Source organism: Sinorhizobium sp. GQ132, assembly GCF_059758575.1.
Genome location: NZ_JCAXDX010000002.1, coordinates 492,333 through 509,158, shown reverse-complemented (window position 1 = coordinate 509,158; position 16,826 = coordinate 492,333). Strand labels below are relative to the sequence as shown.

The window sequence follows — 16,826 nt, the reverse complement described above, 5'->3', positions numbered from 1 at the left end:
AGGAGCAGGATCGCTTCGATGGCTCAATGAGACGGCGGAACGATCCGGCTGGACCGAATTAAGATCATGAAACGTGACGGTTTCCAAGTTCCGCCCGGAACTTGCCCTCAGGCATCGACCTGCAACAGCCCGAGAACCCGCGTTACGGCGGACGGGATAGGACCGATGACGGGCACATCGAATAGCGGCTGCAGCTGCTCCGCCGCCTGTCCGAGCGGGCCGCCGCCGATGATGACTGCCTCCGCCCCATCAAGGTCGACGGAGGCGCGAACTGCGTGCCAGAGCGAGGTCCGCAGGCGCTCCTCGTCTCTGGATACGGCGAGCGGATCGCCTGGCGTGCAGCGGATGCCGGAGTAGAGATGGGAAAGCCCCAGATGCCGTGCCCGCTCTGCGATCGCATCCGCGAGGTCGGGCGTCGTGGTTGCAACGCCGAACCGTCGTCCATCCCGCGAAGCCTCCAGCATCGAAGCTTCGCAGATGCCCACGACGGGAATGCCGACACGCTCCCGGAGCAGGGCAAGGCCGGGATCGCCAAAGGCGCTGACGATGATCCCGAGGCAGCCCGGCTCGTGTCTGGTGCCGATTTCCACCACCTCGTCGGCGGCGGCTGCCAGTTCGTCCGGCTTCAGGATCATCCGGGGACTGCGCCTGGCCGTGGCGCTTGCCACGGCCAGGCGTCCATTCGCAGCCTTGTGCGCGATGGAGGCCATCATCTCGCTCGTCGCCTGCGAGCTGTTCGGGTTGATCAGCAGAAGATGGAAGTTCACGTTCTGAGCTCCGCGACGACTGGCCCCTGCTGCGCCGCCTTCGGCTGATCGGCCTCCGCCGGCAGCGAGAGATCCTCCATCGATCGGCCGTAGGTTTCCGGGCCAAGCTGGATGCAGAATGCGAAGACCGCATACATTCCCGCAGCAAGCCCGAAGACGCCGATCATTCCGTAGCTGTCGAACAGCATGCCGGAAATCGTCGGCACGAACGAGCCGGCCGCCGATCCCGTTGCCAGAATGAGGGCCACCCCGAAGGCGCGAATTCTCGTCGGGAACAGTTCCGGCGCATAGATCCAGATCGACGTGTTGAGCAGCAGGACGAAGAACTGGAAGATGGCTCCGAACAGGAGAACGAGATAGATATTGGTGCCGAGAGCGACGATCGACACCGCCGCAAGGCAGGCGAGCGCCGCACCCACGGTCAGCACCTTCTTGCGCGGCAGATAGTAGCCGAACATCGAAGCGGCGATCGCACCGAGGACGCTGCCGCTCTGGATGATCATGCTGTAGAGCAGGCTGCCGGAGAGCGTATAGCCCATCGACACGAAGATGACGGGCATCAGCGTCAAGACCGACAATTGCGCGCCATAGCTCATGAGAATGGCGATCGCTACCGGTATGGTCCGCCCGATGAAGGGTGCTCGGAAGAGTTCCCGCCAGTCGCTCTTCTCGGTGGCCTCGTCCGTCATATGATCTGTCGTCAGGTATTCCTGCACCACGAGATTGCGCGGTTTCAACGAGCCTGAGGCCAGGATGGACAGTACCTTGTTCGCCTCACCGATCCTGTTCTTCGAGGCAAGGAACCGCGGCGTCTCCGGTACAAAGCGGCGATAGAAGACGACCAGAAGCGCCGGCAGCGCCAGTGACGCAAATAGCCAGCGCCAGCTGTTCTCTCCCGGGAAAAGCGTAAATATCAGCAGGCCGAATGCCGGCGCCAGGAAGTTGCCGAACCCGCCGGCGCCGACATTCACGAGACCCGCCGCCGTGCCGCGAAACTTCGGCGAGCAGAATTCCGAGAGCATCGTCACCGCCGTCGAGATTTCGCCGCCGACGCCGAAGCCGACGATCGCGCGGGCAAAACAAAGCATGGTGAAGTTCGGCGCCATCGCGCAGGCCGCCGAGCCGATGGTGAAGAGCAGGAGATTGACGGTCAGCATCACCCGCCGACCGTAGCGGTCGCCGAGAATGCCCGACAGCAGTCGCCCGACCGCGGCGCTGCCGAAGGTGATCGTGTTGAGAAACCCGATGTCCGTGCCGGTAAGGCCCCAGTGCTCCTTGAGAATGGGGCCGGCGACGCCGATCGTGTTCTGTTCGAAGCTGTCGAACAGGCAACCGATCAGGACGAGGGCGAGAATCTGCTTGTGCGCGCCGGTAACGCCGATTTTGGTGAAAGCCGATTCCAGTTGTCGAATGACCGGCGAACTCCCGCCGGTCGGCACCATATTTTCCGCTGCCATTGTTGTTCCCCTTGTGGTTGAACGAGCGTGAAAACTTAGTTTCTCGATCATACATCACGAAACTGCAGTTTCATAGCCCCGAATCCACAGGGGGTGACGGAGAGGAATTCCTGCCCTTCCGGCAGGCTTGGCCTCCACGAACATGGCGTTCCGGCCGGGGCCTATCGATGGCGAGCTTCGTGCGCCAAGCCGTTGCGATCCGTACTGCGCGGGCTCACAGCTCTTCCAGCGTGTCGTTCAGTGCCTCGATACCGCGCAGCCGGTTCCGGCCGGCAACGCCTGCGGTCTCGATGCAGCGTGTGGTCAGGAGATGGCAGAGCGCCATCACCGACACATGGTTGAAAAGCGGCCCCGGCGCCAGGGTCTGGCAACGGAAGTGCCAAGCCGCACCGCTCAGGAGAGGCACGCCTTCATCGGTGATGTAGAGCAACTTCGCCTTGGTTCTTTCCACCTGCGCCATGAGTTGCTCCATCAGAGCGACGCGGCGCCGCAGACCGAAGAGAACGACGACGTCGTCGGGCGCGATGCTGACCAGATGCTCGCCGAGCGTCTGCCCGCCTCCGGGAATGGCAGCGATGTTTTCGATCACCTGCGTGAGCTGCCATTGCAGATAGGTCGCAAAGGAATGGCTGGCGCGAAAGCCGATGACCCACACCTTGCGGGCCTCCAGGATGGCTGTGGCAGCCGCATCGATCTTAGCCTCGCCGATCGCAAGGAACGTGGCCTCCAGATTGGCGACGCCCTGGGCGACATGCGCTGCGACCGATTGCCGGCCGTCGGCATCGGTGGCGGTCGCCAGGAAGAGGCGCGACCCGGTCTGCTTGTCCGCGCGCGCGTGCCGCCGCGCTTCCTCGTAGTTTTCGTAGCCGAGGCGCTGAACGAAGCGCGATACGGTCGCTTTCGACACATGGGCCAAAGCCGCCAGCTCCTGCGCGGAATAGCTCGCTATCTCCCCCGGAAAATCACAGAGGAAATCGCCGAGCCGCCGCTCGGCCGGGTGCAACTCGGGTAGAATTTCGCGGACGCGAGCGAGGAAGGATCGTTCTTTGGCGGCCATTGGCACTCCCATGAAACTGACGTTTCACGGGACTGTCCGATTTTCGTCCGGCCTTGGCAATAGGTGGAAGATCCGCCCCGCGGTCACCTCTCCTCCCGAAGCGTATCCTTCTGCGTTATCAGGCGGGCGCTGTGCTGACCGCTCAGATATGTCCATAGCCAGCTCCAGGCCACGGCAAAGCGGCTGCGGGTACCGATCAGGAAATAGATGTGGGCAATGCCCCAGATCCACCAGGCAAGCGACCCCTTGAGCTTGATCCGGCCGAAATCGATGATCGCCGCGCGCCTGCCGATGGTGGCCAGACTTCCCTGGTGCCGGTAGCGGAACGACCCCGGCGCCGGAGAGCCCGTGAAGCGGCCACGGATCACCTGGGCGACGTAGGCCCCCTGCTGCTTGGCCGCGGGCGCGATGCCGGGCACCGGCTTGCCGTCTTCCTGGATGACGGATGCCGTATCGCCGATGACGAAGATGTCCGGATGGCCCGGCGCGGTCAGATCGGGGCCGACCTTAACGCGGCCGGCGCGGTCCGCGTCGGCGCCGATCCATTTGGCGGCGGGCGAGGCCTGGACCCCCGCCGCCCAGACGAGCGTCCGGCTCGCGACGAAGCTCTCGCCTATCGTGACCCCCTCCTCGGTGCAGTCGGTCACCGGCGTGCCCGTCAGCACCTCGACGCCAAGCTTCTCCAGTTCGCGGGAAGCATAGGCGGAAAGCTCTTCGCTGAAGGCGGGAAGAATGCGCGGGCCGGCTTCGACGAGCACCACGCGGGCCAGACGCGTATCGATCCGGCGGAACTCGCCGGGCAGTGTTCTATGGGCCATTTCGGCAATGATGCCCGCAAGCTCGACCCCGGTCGGTCCTGCGCCGATGATCGTGAAGGTCAGCAGTGCATCGCGCCTGGCGGGGTCCTCCTCCACCTCCGCCTGCTCGAAGGCGATGAGCACGCGGCGGCGAATGGTCGTCGCATCCTCCAGGGTCTTGAGCCCAGGCGCGACCGCCGCCCATTCGTCATGGCCGAAATAGGCGTGCGTTGCGCCGGTCGCCAACACCAACGTGTCGTAGGGGATCGATTGCCCATGCACGAGCGTCACTTCCTTCGCAGTCGTATCGACGCCCGCTACTTCGCCGAGCAGCGTCGTCACCTCCTGTCGGTCGCGGTAGAGCCGGCGGATCGGCCATGCGATCTCCGAGGTTGCGAGCACCGTGGTCGCCACCTGGTAAAGCAGCGGCTGGAAAAGGTGATGATTGCGCCGGTCGATCAGCGTGACCCTGACCGGCGCACCCTTGAGGTCGTTGACGAGTTGCAGCCCGCCGAAACCTCCGCCGACCACGACGACATGATGTCTTTCCTGCATGGTCTTCCGTCCTGTTCCTCATCCGCTCACACCGAGCTGGCAACACTGTTGAACTCCACACGCGGGAGCGCAAGCCGTCGCCCGGCATGGCTGCATTGCATCCGCGAATGGTCTTCGCGGACGTTTCGCCGGCCTACTCCGCATAGCCGACGGGCACTGCGGTACCACTTTTCAGGACTTCCATCGAAATCGATGCGGAAACGTCGAAAAGCTCCACCTTCCGCACGATCTGCTTGTAGACGACGTCGTAATGTTCGACCCGCGGCAGAACCACCTTGACGATGTAATCGTAATTGCCGGTCAGCCGGTGCGCCTCGACGATCTCCGGAATGTCGCTGATCGCCCTTCGGAACTTTTCGATCCAGTCGTCGGAATGATGCGCCGTCTTGATCAGCGCAAACACCGTGGTCGGCACGCCCATCCTTTCCCGGTCGAGGACGACGATGCGCCGGGTGACATAGCCGGCCTCCTCCAGCCGCTGAATGCGCCGCGAGCAGGCGGAAAGCGAAAGACTCACCCTCTCGGCAAGGTCGCCCATGGCGACGCTCGCATCCTGCTGCAGAAGCATGAGCAGCTTCCGGTCTCTCTCGTCAAGCACGCTCCGACTCCTTGCTCTTGCCATAGAGTGCGCCGAAATTTTTCGCGGCATGCGGATTCGGGCGCAAACGGCTTGCTAAAATCTGGCCAAGCGCCGATCAAAGCAAACACATGCAACCGGGCCCGCACGATAATCTAGCAATGGAACGGGGAACGTGGCGAAGCGTTCCCGACGGCCAAAGGGCAGCAGCAGGAACGACGATGGAAATGCGGAAAATCGGCCTCATCGGCGGCATGAGCTTCGAAAGCTCGGCAGTCTATTACCGCTTGGTCAACGAGGCCGTGCGCAAACGACGTGGCAAATTACATTCGGCGGAAGTGCTTCTGCATTCCGTCGACTTCCAGGGGATCGTGGACCTGCAGAGAGCCGGCCATTGGGACGACGCCGCCCTGCTTCTCTCCGATGTCGCCCGCGGGCTCGTCGCCGGCGGCGCGGACTGCATCCTGATCTGCAGCAATACCATGCACATCATTGCCGACGCGGTGCGTGCCTCGGTCGATGTCCCCTTGATCAACATCATCGACGAAACGGCACTGCGCCTGAAGGCCGCCGGCAGCCGCAAGCCCCTGTTGCTCGCCACACGCTACACGATGGAACACGGCTTCTATGCGGAGCGCATGAAGACACATGATATCGACCTGATGGTACCCGATGCCGATGGCCGGACACTCACCCACAACGTGATCTTCGACGAGCTCTGCGCAGGCCAGGTGCTGAACGTTTCGCGCTCGGCAGTGATCGGGCTCGTCGAGAAAGCAAAGGCGGAGGGTGCGGACGCCGTCATTCTCGGCTGCACCGAAATCTGCCTGCTTCTCGATCCGGCCGAATTGCCGCTCCCAGGCTTCGATTCCACTGCCATCCATGCGGAGGCGGCGGTCGAATTCTCGCTTGGCGACCGGCAGTAAGCTGCTCTGCCTAAAGGCGCTGATTTAGCAGGCCCGCCGCAGCACCGAGAGCGATACCGATCGCTATGAGCGTGGCGTTGCCACAGGCCTGTGGCGACAATCCGCCTATGGCGTGTCGTCGTACTCGGCCCGCGCCTGCCGGATAGCCTGGTGGTTCTCCAGCGACCAGTCGACGAAGACCCTTAGCACGACAAGAAACGAGCGCCCGAGATCCGTGAGGCTGTATTCCACGCTCGGGGGCTGCGTCGGGTAAACGGTACGGCGCAGATAACCATCACGCTGCAGATCCCGTAGCGTCTGGGTCAGCATCCGCTGTGAAATGTCCGGGATGAGCCGCCTGAGCTGCGAGAAGCGCAAAGGACCGTCGGCGAGCGACAGAATCATCAGCGAATTCCACTTACCGCCGATATTGTCCATCACGTCCCGCACCGGACAATTGTCGATGTCCATAGGCATGCCGCAGACGACTGCCACCCGCTTGCCCTTCAACGTGCCCGATGCCTTGGTCATGGCGGTACCCTTTCCGTAACCACGGCAGAAAAAACTGCCTCCTTTACAGCTCTTAGCAGATCAAGGGATAAGAGCAACTCTCAAAAAGAGACCAGCTTTCGGGATGAGATCATGTGGACAGGACATGCTGAACGACGCGCTGGAGTGGAAACGAAAGGAAAATCATGTCTGGAAGACTGCTCGTAACCGGCGCCGCCGGACAGTTCGGCAAACTCGTGCTCGATGCGCTCCTGGCCTCCGGCAAGACGAAGCCGGCCGATATTACCGCCACCAGCCGGGACATCGCCAAACTGGCGGACTACGCAGCGAAGGGCGTCGAGACCCGTGCCGCCGACTTCGACGATCCGGCCTCGCTCGAGCGGGCCTTCGCCGGCGCCGACCGCATACTCATCATTTCGACGGATGTTCTCAACGAACCGGGCAAGCGTCTGAAGCAGCACCTTGCCGCCGTCGAAGCGGCCAGGAAGGCGGCGGTGAAGCACATCCTCTATACGTCGATGCCGCAGCCGGAAACCTCGGTGATCCCTTTCGCGTCCGATCATCTCGGCACCGAAGAAGCCATCAAGGCGACGGGAATTCCCTACACGATCCTGCGTAACGCCTGGTACATGGAAAACCTCCTCCTGTCGCTCCCGCACGCACTCGCGGCAGGACAATGGTTCTCCTCCGCCGGCGATGGCCGCATTTCCCACATCGGCCGCCGTGACCTTGCCGCGGCCGCCGCTTGCGCTCTCCAGTCAAGCTCTACGGAAAGCCGCACTTACACCCTGACCGGACCGCAAGCCCTTACAACCGGCGAGATCGCCGCCCTTGTTGCCAAGGCCACCGGCAAGACGCTCGAGGTCGTCCACGTCTCTGACGAGGCATTGTCGGGCGGTCTCAAGAATGCGGGTCTCCCGGACTTCTTCGTCCCGATCCTCGTCTCCTTCGACGCCAATACCCGCAAAGGACATTTCGACATCGTGACCGACGACACCGCCGGGCTTACCGGAAGGCCCCCCATCGACCTCGCCTCCTTTCTGGAGGCGAATAAGTCGGCACTCGTCCACTGATCATGAGGAAGCGGCAGGCCCGGAAAACGACCGGGCCTTTTTAAAAGCGGGAGCAGAAGAATGCGCAGCTTTCCCTTCGGAATTCCGGTCCAATTCGAGGGTGGAGGTCGGCGTTCAGCGCAAGGCGGTCTCGCTCGAACTCTGCGGCGCGGACGCTGCGGCCCGGCGAGCTACCCTGCCCTCCTCGGCCTTGTAGAAATATTGGCTCGCCACCAACCAGCCCTTTAACGGCCTCAACGGCGGAATACAGGTCAGGAACATGAACGGCCCGGTGACCAGGAGATGGACCCAAAGGGGTGCGCTGTATTGTACCTCCAGCCACACGCCGAGAAACACGCTCGGCACGCAGGCAAAGCAGATCACGAAGAAAGCAGGACCGTCCGCGGGATCGGCGAAGGAATAGTCCAGGCCGCAGACTTCGCATCCTTGCCTGAGCTTCAGGAAGCCGTCGAACAAATGCCCCTGGCCGCAACGGGGGCAGCGACCTCGTAATCCCGTATGCAGCGGCGACAGAGGCGGCCACTCATGATCCGACATCGTTCTTCCTTTCAGTCTTCTGCATGCCCCCGCAAACCCGCAAGCTTGGGAGACGTTCCCGCCGACCAGGCACTAGCCGCTTCGTCGGCTCCCCAAAAGATGACATACAAAGCATACAAGAACAATAAATTGTATGCATACCGGGGCGCGGCAATTCCACGCAGCACCTTCGCGCGGGAGTATCACCCTTAAACGATGAGGTTTCGGGCCGCCGGCGACTGAGCGAGGAGACCGGCGATGACCTCCAGGCTGTGCCGCAGTTCATCGCGTGTCCGCGCAGACCCCAGACCGAGCCGGACGGCTTCCGGTGGGTCGGAGATCGCGAAGGCATCGCTGGCGACGACGCCGATCCCGGCCGTTCGCAGCTGCGCCGTGAACTCGCCGCGGTTCCAGCGGGAGGGCAGCTTCAGCCAGAGATGAAATCCCTCGCGATCGGCGAGAAGATCGGCGTCCTCGAGGCTCTTGATCGCGATCTGCTGGCGCGCGCCGGCTTCCGTCCGGATCGCTCCCAGAACCACTTGCGCCGTTCCTTCCTCCAGCCAGCGCGTGGCGATGGCCGCCGAAAGCGGAGACGTCATGCCGACTGTCGCTCGGATCGCCCCTTCGAGGCGGACGGCCGCCGATCGATCGGGCGCGACGAGATAGGCGATGCGCAGCGCCGGCGAGAGGCACTTGGCAAGCCCTGCTATATGAAAGACGAGGTCCGGCGCGAGCGCGGCCAGTGGCGGAACGGGGTTCGCGGGCAATGCGCCGTAGGCGTCGTCCTCTATCACGGCCACGCCGTGACGGCGTGCAATCGCGACGATCGCCTCGCGGCGCTCGAGCGGAAGCGTCGCGGTCGTGGGATTGTGAAGGGTCGGATTGCAGTAAAGCGCCTTCGGCTTGTGCCGGGCGCACGCCTCCTCGAACGCGTCGGGCAATATCCCGTTTCGGTCGATCCGGACGCTCACGAGCTCGATACCCATATGCGCCGCCAGTGAGCGGAGGCCCGGATAGGTGAGCGCCTCGGCGCAGATCCTGTCGCCCTTCGTCGCCAGCACCCCGACGCTCGCAAGCAGAGCCCCTTGCGCTCCTGTACAGACGACCAAGCGATCGGCTCGAAGGTCGCCGAGCCGCGGCTTGAGCCAGGCTGCACCGGCAGCCCTGTCCCGCTCCGTGCCGCCGACGGGCTGGTAGCGCATCAGCAGTTCGGGATTACGCTGGTCGAGAGCCGCAACATCCGTCCACATTCTCTCCGACAGGGCTGGGTCGTCAAAGAGCGGCGGCAGGTTCATGCTCATGTCGACGACACCGCCCAGCAGGCCGCCCGCCAGACCGTCCGACGAGGGACGTGCGGCGCTCCGGCGCCGAGCCGTGACGTAGGTACCCTGCCCCACGCGGCCTTCGACCAAACCGCGCCGGCGCGCTTCGTTGTAGGCCCGGCTGACGGTCGTGAAGTCGATGCCGAGCGCGGCCGCCAGCGCGCGCTGCGGCGGCAGGCGCACTCCCCCCTTCAGTCGACCCGCCGCGATGTCCGCGGCGATCTCGTCGGCAATTGCGAGATACAGCGGTCCTCGCGCTTGGCCGAGCGCCGGCATCCAGGAAACCTCCACGCGATCCACGTCCATCGTAGCCTTTCGAGTCTTACAATGTATGGATATTGCATGGACGGAGTTTGGCGCGCAAGATCGTCCTGGTAGAGAGAGCTGGAGCGCGCGGCTTTCCGGCGATACGACTAGCCGGGCCTGAGCCGGCGATTGGTGTCGCTCGGCATCAGATCCTTGAACATCCTCGGCACGATGGTCATCGCACCGTAAACGCTAAGGTGGTCGTCGTCGGAATACAGGGGAATGCCGTTCTTCTCGACAGCGCAGACCGGATTACAGAGGAGCGGCACTGCACTGACGCGCTGTACGCCCGGGTCCTCGTCGGCAATGGCCAGGACCGAATTGGCCTTCGCACTGCGTGCATCTACCGCCTGCCGCGTTGGCGGAGGCGGCAGGTGGGCGTCGATGAGGCGGTGCAGCCCCAACGCGTGCGGAACGGACCAGCCGATCTCCGGTATCCCATCCACGATGACGACGCGCCGCCCGGTGTCGCGGATCTCCCGAACCGTCCTCAAAAACTCGCTCTTGAAAATCGCGTAGTTTCCGGCGGTGCCGTGGCTCGCCTCCTCGAAATCCAGACGGTCGAGGATTGCGGGGCGTCCCGTCTCGCCGGGATATCGTTTACCGTTCGCCGCGAGCGGCCAACGTGCGCTGAGGACGACGATCGGAAAATCATCGCTTTGTTCCAGCATCGCCATGATGGCCGCGTTGAAGGCGACGCAATCCCCGCTGTGTTTCTGATCCACCCGCTGCACGCCGAGGATCGGCGGGCATGCGCCCTTGAAGGCGACCGCGCCGCCTCGTTTCCGGCCGTCCATCAGGAAATCGAGGCCCGACAGAAGTGCCCCTGCATGGGAGTCACCCCATAGGAGCACGTCGTTCCTCCGATCCGAGGGCGAACTTGCTTCGCCTTCGATGCGGCACAGTCCGTCCTTAGGCAGCTTGCCGTCACACCGCCCGCGGCGCGCGTCGATATCGCGACTGCCAGCATAGGCAAGTCGGACATCCTGCGGAAGGCGTTCCGGAAAACCCTCCCGCAGGTCTACGACTGCTGAAACGACCGAGAGGACGGCAGCGCCGGCGAGCGCGGAGGCGAAAATGCGTTGCCGCGAAATTCCAATCGGCGGCCGACGACGGAAGGGCCTTTCGACCAGACGCCAGCTCGCGAAGGCACAGGCGAAGGAAAGGCCTATCGCAAGCGAAGCCTGCGCGTAAGGAAGGTCCAGCGTACCGAGGGTCAAACGAAAATAAACGATGATCGGCCAGTGCCAAAGGTAGAGCGAATAGGAGACGAGGCCGATCGCCACCGGCACCGGGCTGGACAGAATGCGCGCTACGGCCGTCTGCCGTTGCTCGCCCGACCAGAGCAACGCCAGGGCTCCGAAGCATGGCAGCGCGGCGGCAATGCCTGGAAATGGCGTCGCGGCGCTATAGAGCGCGACGGCGATGAAGATTGCCGCGATCCCCGACAGCGCGATCGCCTCGACCAGGTATGCGTTCCGGCAGGCCGGAAACACGCCGAGCGCCAGCAGCACACCGAGCCCAAGTTCCCAGGCCCGTGTCGGAGCAAAATAGAAACTCTCCTGCGGATAGGGACCCGTCGCCCAGACGGAAAGCAGGAAGGAGAAGATACAGAGACCGACAAGCGCACCGAGAACGGCCCTGCGCGGCCTCCCGTAGAGCCACCAGAGGAGCAGCGGCAGGACGATGTAGAACTGCTCTTCGACGGCCAGCGACCAGGTATGAAGCAGGGGTTCCAGATCCGCACTCGGAGCGAAGTAGTCGGAAGTGGAGAACCAGAACCAGACGTTCGAGGCGAACATCATCGTCGCCAGTGCCGAACGCGCAAGGCCGACCAGCATGTCCGGCAGAAGGAGAAGCACACCGGCAGCAAGGCACGTCGCCACGACGACGAAAAGCGCCGGCAATATTCGGCGGGCACGCCGCTCGTAAAACGTAGCAAGCGAAAAGCGACCTTCGGCAAGATCCTTATGGAGTATTCCCGTGATCAGAAACCCCGATATCACGAAAAAGATATCGACGCCCACGAACCCGCCGGAAAAACCCGGAATGCCGGCATGATACAAAACTACCGGCAGGACCGCGATCGCTCGCAGCCCGTCAATATCCTTTCGGTACTCCATCTGAGCAATCCTCGAGCACCTGCAATAAATTTATTCGAAATAACTTGATCGATAACGCTGTAGTGTGACCTCTATAATACAAGTGAAGCCCGAACTGAACTCAATTGCGTTGATCCGCCGCTTTTTTTTGCCTCAGCTGCCCGCAGTCGGCGCGCGCAGCTTCACATCAAAAGAGGTAAGCGCGAAAATCCCTCGTCAAAGCGACACGCAACAAGAGGCGCGCCGAGCTACCAATCCGTCGCCCTAAGCCGTCTCGCCACAGGCACGGCGGAAGCGTCGTACGGTCTCGGCCATTCCGTATTCGAGCGCATCGGCCGTCAGCCCATGTCCGATCGAAACCTCGGCGAGTTCGGGAATGTGTTTGACGAGCAACGGCAGGTTGGCGACGGTCAGGTCGTGGCCGGCATTGACGGCCAGACCAAGGCCGATCGCGATCTCCGCGGTGCGGCCCAACTCGATCGCGATCCGCTCCGCCTTTTCCGGATCGTCGTAACAGCCGCCATAGGGTCCGGTATAGAGCTCTATACGGTCGGCCCCGGTCTCCTTGGCAAGCTTCAGCGCCTCCGGGTCGGGAACGCCGTCGGCAAACAGCGAGACGCGGAAACCTCTCTTCTTCAGCCGCCCGACGACGTTGCCGAGCAGGTTATGGCTCTTGCGAAAATCCCAGCCATGATCAGAGGTTGCCTGTGCCGGATCGTCCGGCACCAATGTCACCTGCTCGGGTTCGTGCCGCTCGACCAGTTCGAGGAAAGCCTCGTTCGGAAAGCCCTCCATGTTGAATTCCGCAGCCGGAAACTCGTCGTCGATCAGGTCGCGGATCGGCTGGAGATCGGAAAAGCGGATATGCCGCTGGTCCGGGCGCGGGTGGACGGTCAGTCCGCTCGCTCCCGCCTGCAAGGCGGTGCGGCCGAGGCCGGTCACAGACGGCCAGGGGAGATCGCGCCGGTTGCGCAGCATGGCAATGGCGTTGAGATTTACGGAGAGCTTTGCAGGCATATCGGAACTTTCAGACGAAACGCCCCAATTGAACGAGGGGCCGAATGATGGCTACGCTGCTGTTCTACCGCAGTTTTCAGGAAACCGAAATCGCTCTTTGCCCGCCCCATCACAGGACGCCTCTTTGACAGCGATCAGATAGGTTGATATCAACGTTACCGCCGATGATCGATAGATGCCGCAGTAACCGGAGGAGAGTGATCATGACGATGCAGACCACCGCTACGGAACTCGCAGCGCGCAACCGCGCCCGCTTTCCCAACGAAAGTCCCGACTACCGCCGGGCGCGTAACGCGCTTCTCGCCGAGGAGATCGAATTGAGGCGCCACATCGAGCGGGTGTCGGAGCTGCGCAGGCGATTGCCGCCGGGCGGCGAAGTGACCAAGACCTACCGTTTCGAGAGTGAGGGCGGACCCGTCACACTTGCCGATCTCTTCGGCGACAAGGATACCCTCATCATCTACAGCTATATGTTCGGGCCGCAGCGCGAAAGGCCCTGCCCTATGTGCACCTCCCTGATGGCCGGCTGGGAGGGCAAGGTGCCCGATATCGAACAGCGCGTGGCACTCGCCATGGTCGCCCGTTCGCCCGTGGAGAGACTGCTCGCCGCAAAGAAGGCCCGCGGCTGGACGCAATTGAAGGTTTATTCCGATAGCGACGGCGTCTTCACCCGAGACTATGTCAGTGCCGAGGATGAGGACGTTCCGGGCTATACCGTCTTCACGCGGAGAGACGGAAAGATCCGGCACTTCTGGAGTGCGGAGATCAGCGGCGAGATGGCCGATCCGGGTCAGGATCCGCGCGGCGCACCCGATCCCGACCCATTATGGACCCTGCTCGACACCACGCCAGAGGGACGAGGTGCCGACTGGTACCCGAAACTCGAATATAGCAGCGGCGAGTGATCGCGCCGTTTTAGGGGCCGTCGCCTGCCCGTCCATAGAGGACCCGTGCAGGCGACGGCCTTGCGCGCCCGCCAATCCACGCATTTCTGCTGCGGAGCCCGAAACGCGGACTTTTTGACGCGCGGCCTGACAACCACCATCTTTGGGCCTAAGTTTCGAATCAGGCTAAGGTTGCTTATGTTCTAAAACAATTTTCCGGCATTGAGCCGCATCTTTTCTTGGAGCCATCGATGACGCCAGCCGAAAGGCCATGCAATGAGACGATCCGGCGAGCGCTCGCCCGGATTCTCGACAGCAAGGGCTTTCAACGCTCCGAGCGGCTGCGCGCGTTTCTCGCCTATGTGGTGGAAAAGGAGATCCTCGGTGAAGGCGCCCAGTTGAAGGGCTATTCGATTGCCATCGATGTTTTCGGACGCAGCCAGACGTTCGATGCGGACAGCGATCCGCTTGTACGCGTCCATGCCGGCAAGTTGCGCAAGCTGCTCAAGGCCTTTTACGAAACGGACGGCGCAGACGAAGAATGGCAGATCGCCATGCCCAAGGGGACCTATGTGCCGGAGTATCGCCGGCGGTCGTCCAGTGTCCCTGTGTCTTCAGGTCACGATACCGCGGGCGCCCGCAGCCGGCAGCCCGGGCGCAGGCCGCCCTGGCAGCCCGCCCCCTTCTCCTCTCCCTGGGCCGTGCTCACGGTGCTGCCGCTTCTCCTTTTCGTTCCTCTGCCGGCGTCGGAAATGTCGCTCGAGATCGATGCCGAGGCCAAGCTCGTCAATGGTCCTATGGCCGCCGTCAGGGGCCTTCCCTCTGTCAGCATCAGCGTGACCGGCCCGCAGCACAAGAGCACCGGACGGTTTGCCGCGCAGTTGCGCGAGGCAGCGCTTCGTCACGGAACGCTTGGGCAGGCAACCGCGTCCGACGGCGGCCGCGCATCGGTTTCGGGCACTCAGGCGCTTGCATTCTCCATCGCGCTCACCTGGTACGATGCGCCTGCGGCCGGCATCCGGGTCACGCTTTCCCACGACGGCGAAGGCATCCCCCTGCGCCAGGACTTCATTACCGCGGACCGGCTCGATAGCGAGGCCGACATTCTCTACGAAAGCACCTCGCTTGCGGCACAGCTTTTTGCCCTGGACGGCGAAATCTATGCCCATGCCGCACTGGAAGGCCTGCAAAGCACGCTGATGCGATGCATGTCGGCGACCGCGCAGTACCGCAAGCTGCTGACGCGCGAAAGCTTTCAGGAGGCGTGGGCCTGTCAGCAGAAACTAAAGCCGCTCAAGGGCGATGAGCCCTTCTTCATCCTCTCGGTCAGCAATCCGCACAAGATCACCGGTCACTGAACTCTTCAGAGATCGTTCGTCATCCGGTGGGGCGCCCCTGAGCGGAATATGACCAGCTCATAATCACGGCCGACATCATGTGTTGCCATTGGTGATCGGTGGTCAACTGGCCCGAGAGTTGTTTTCACGCATAGGCAGCGGTAGTATTTGCCGTTAGTCCGCACGTCTTTCTGGATAACCGCGTGTTCTGCCGAAAGGCAGCTATTCGGAAGCCCTTTTCCATTCGACGCCACTCGATGGCGCCTCCTACGATCTGTACTTGATACGGGCGAAATGCTTGGAGGAAGAAATGAAGAATTGCACGATCGCTCTCGCTCTCGCAGCCTGCTTCGCCTTGTCCGGCTGCCAAACCGCCTCGATGACCGGGGGGCGGACCGGTGAGTTCGGCTGCATCGCAGGCACCGTCGGTGGCGCGGTCGTCGGTGGTCTGGCCGGCGCGACCATCGGATCGGGAACCGGACAACTCTGGGCCGTGGGCGGCGGTGCCGTACTCGGCAGCGCGGCGGGCAGCGCCCTGACCTGCACCTGACCCAAAGGAACGGGGTGATGAAGAGACCAGTCCTCGTGGCGGCGTTCGCGCTTTGCCAGGTGATTGCAGCAGCGGCGCAGGATCAGCCGGTGGCCATGAACCAGGGTCAGATGAATCGTCTCGACCGTGACGGGAACGGCGCCGTCGACCGGCCGGAATACCAGGCCTTCATGACCTCGGCCTTCGCGAACCTGGACAGGAACAAGGATGGAAGCCTGCGCTCGGAAGAAGTGGCGCAGGTTCTGAACGCGCAGCAATTTGCCGCGACCGACGCCAATCGCGACGGGAAGCTCAGCCGAACCGAGTTCCTCAACAGGGTCATGGCCGACTTCAAATCAGCCGACAGAAGCGGCGACGGCAGCCTCCAATAGGCAGCGCCGCCGCTCGGCCAAGGATGCTCAGTCGCGATGCCGTTGCGGAGCCAGCGCCATCGTCTGCGCATAGGCCATGGGCGACCGGCTGCCGGGCATGTTCTCGTCGAGAACCAGGGTCTTCACGTCGTCGGAGCGAACGTCCAGCGCAATGACGCGCTCGAGCTTGTCGATCTGCCATACGGCGTAGCCGAGTTCGGGAACATATCCGCAGTCGCATCCGCAATCCCCGCCGAGGATCTCCCGCGGCTCTTCCGGCAGATACATGATCTGCGGCTTCGGCAACTTGTAGCAATGCCCCTCATAGGCATAGCCGTATATCACGCCGATGCTCTTGATATATCGTTCGCCGCCCTTTTCGAAATTCTTCGCCGGTATGTTGACGCTGACCGGAAGCTGACTGAACTTCAGCTCATCATCGAATATGGCGAGAACGATCTGCTGCTTTAAGATACCGGCGAGAACGTCGTTGTCGACCGTTCCGATCGCCGCCTCCTTTACTATTCTCACCAGCGTATTCAGGTCTTCGTCCCGAAGCGACGTTTCGCGTAGCGACGACTTGATTCTTTGCCGGATCTGCTCGTCCGTGATCTTGAATATCTCTTCTCGCGTTGCCGGTCGCCCGTAGAGGCGTACTTCGCTCGGATTGTAGGTATCGTAGATTGGTTTGGACAGGCCGTCCGGCTCTTTGCCCACCCCGGGATGGCTGCTGCAATTGCTCAT

At 62.6% G+C, this 16,826-nt stretch carries 17 protein-coding genes; 6 read left to right on the top strand and 11 right to left on the bottom strand.

Translation table 11 applies throughout. The features are described 5' to 3' along the window. Window positions 1–107: 107 nt before the first annotated feature. The 5 genes from AC6CIG_RS06500 to AC6CIG_RS06480 all read right to left on the bottom strand — a co-directional run bounded on the left by AC6CIG_RS06500 (window position 108) and on the right by AC6CIG_RS06480 (window position 5,231). Entirely contained in the window at window positions 108–767 is a 660-nt protein-coding gene (locus AC6CIG_RS06500; protein WP_100671625.1) for an aspartate/glutamate racemase family protein, read from the bottom strand. Continuing rightward, window positions 764–2,224, bottom strand: a complete 1,461-nt coding sequence (locus AC6CIG_RS06495; RefSeq protein ID WP_018095362.1) for an MFS transporter — start codon at window positions 2,222–2,224, stop codon at window positions 764–766. The genes AC6CIG_RS06500 and AC6CIG_RS06495 overlap by 4 nt, the downstream gene beginning before the upstream one ends. Window positions 2,225–2,438: 214 nt before the next feature. After that, entirely contained in the window at window positions 2,439–3,281 is an 843-nt protein-coding gene (locus tag AC6CIG_RS06490) for a MurR/RpiR family transcriptional regulator (protein WP_127712051.1), read from the bottom strand. Window positions 3,282–3,364: 83 nt separating this feature from the next. Beyond that, entirely contained in the window at window positions 3,365–4,633 is a 1,269-nt protein-coding gene (locus AC6CIG_RS06485) for an NAD(P)/FAD-dependent oxidoreductase (protein WP_018095364.1), read from the bottom strand. Window positions 4,634–4,766: 133 nt separating this feature from the next. Beyond that, the gene (locus tag AC6CIG_RS06480) at window positions 4,767–5,231 is read right to left on the bottom strand and encodes an Lrp/AsnC family transcriptional regulator (RefSeq protein WP_003533799.1); all 465 of its coding nucleotides are present in this window, start codon (window positions 5,229–5,231) and stop codon (window positions 4,767–4,769) included. A gap of 200 nt (window positions 5,232–5,431) precedes the next feature. Between AC6CIG_RS06480 and AC6CIG_RS06475 the strand changes: the two genes are divergently transcribed. Next, window positions 5,432–6,136, top strand: a complete 705-nt coding sequence (locus tag AC6CIG_RS06475; protein ID WP_127712049.1) for an aspartate/glutamate racemase family protein — start codon at window positions 5,432–5,434, stop codon at window positions 6,134–6,136. Window positions 6,137–6,241: 105 nt separating this feature from the next. Here AC6CIG_RS06475 and AC6CIG_RS06470 read toward each other — a convergent pair whose 3' ends face one another. Further along, complete coding sequence (locus AC6CIG_RS06470) at window positions 6,242–6,646, bottom strand: winged helix-turn-helix transcriptional regulator (RefSeq protein WP_018095366.1); 405 nt, start codon at window positions 6,644–6,646, stop codon at window positions 6,242–6,244. Between the two features lie 164 nt (window positions 6,647–6,810). Here AC6CIG_RS06470 and AC6CIG_RS06465 point away from each other — a divergent pair, with 164 nt between their 5' ends. Next, a complete protein-coding gene (locus AC6CIG_RS06465) occupies window positions 6,811–7,698 on the top strand; it encodes an SDR family oxidoreductase (RefSeq protein ID WP_127712047.1) in 888 nt (295 codons plus the stop codon). 114 nt (window positions 7,699–7,812) lie between these two features. On the opposite strand, the gene AC6CIG_RS06460 is transcribed toward AC6CIG_RS06465, so the two are convergent. The 4 genes from AC6CIG_RS06460 to AC6CIG_RS06445 form a co-directional block, all read right to left on the bottom strand. Beyond that, window positions 7,813–8,235 carry a DUF983 domain-containing protein gene (locus AC6CIG_RS06460; RefSeq protein ID WP_018095368.1) on the bottom strand — a complete coding sequence of 141 codons (423 nt, stop codon included), beginning with the start codon at window positions 8,233–8,235 and terminating at the stop codon, window positions 7,813–7,815. Between the two features lie 188 nt (window positions 8,236–8,423). Continuing rightward, window positions 8,424–9,842, bottom strand: coding sequence for an aminotransferase-like domain-containing protein (locus AC6CIG_RS06455; RefSeq protein WP_127712045.1), 1,419 nt, complete (start codon window positions 9,840–9,842; stop codon window positions 8,424–8,426). A 107-nt stretch (window positions 9,843–9,949) separates the two neighbouring features. Next, window positions 9,950–11,965, bottom strand: a complete 2,016-nt coding sequence (locus AC6CIG_RS06450; RefSeq protein ID WP_018095370.1) for an acyltransferase family protein — start codon at window positions 11,963–11,965, stop codon at window positions 9,950–9,952. 243 nt (window positions 11,966–12,208) lie between these two features. Further along, window positions 12,209–12,961, bottom strand: a complete 753-nt coding sequence (locus AC6CIG_RS06445) for a pyridoxine 5'-phosphate synthase (protein WP_018095371.1) — start codon at window positions 12,959–12,961, stop codon at window positions 12,209–12,211. A 203-nt stretch (window positions 12,962–13,164) separates the two neighbouring features. Here AC6CIG_RS06445 and AC6CIG_RS06440 point away from each other — a divergent pair, with 203 nt between their 5' ends. The 4 genes from AC6CIG_RS06440 to AC6CIG_RS06425 all read left to right on the top strand — a co-directional run bounded on the left by AC6CIG_RS06440 (window position 13,165) and on the right by AC6CIG_RS06425 (window position 16,103). Continuing rightward, window positions 13,165–13,866, top strand: coding sequence for a DUF899 family protein (locus tag AC6CIG_RS06440; protein ID WP_437411715.1), 702 nt, complete (start codon window positions 13,165–13,167; stop codon window positions 13,864–13,866). Between the two features lie 230 nt (window positions 13,867–14,096). Further along, entirely contained in the window at window positions 14,097–15,203 is a 1,107-nt protein-coding gene (locus AC6CIG_RS06435) for a hypothetical protein (protein WP_127712041.1), read from the top strand. A gap of 289 nt (window positions 15,204–15,492) precedes the next feature. After that, window positions 15,493–15,732 carry a glycine zipper 2TM domain-containing protein gene (locus AC6CIG_RS06430; protein ID WP_018095373.1) on the top strand — a complete coding sequence of 80 codons (240 nt, stop codon included), beginning with the start codon at window positions 15,493–15,495 and terminating at the stop codon, window positions 15,730–15,732. Between the two features lie 17 nt (window positions 15,733–15,749). Next, window positions 15,750–16,103 carry an EF-hand domain-containing protein gene (locus tag AC6CIG_RS06425; protein ID WP_018095374.1) on the top strand — a complete coding sequence of 118 codons (354 nt, stop codon included), beginning with the start codon at window positions 15,750–15,752 and terminating at the stop codon, window positions 16,101–16,103. A 27-nt stretch (window positions 16,104–16,130) separates the two neighbouring features. Here the strand turns inward: AC6CIG_RS06425 and AC6CIG_RS06420 are convergent, their stop codons facing one another. Then, a complete protein-coding gene (locus AC6CIG_RS06420; protein WP_018095375.1) occupies window positions 16,131–16,826 on the bottom strand; it encodes a hypothetical protein in 696 nt (231 codons plus the stop codon).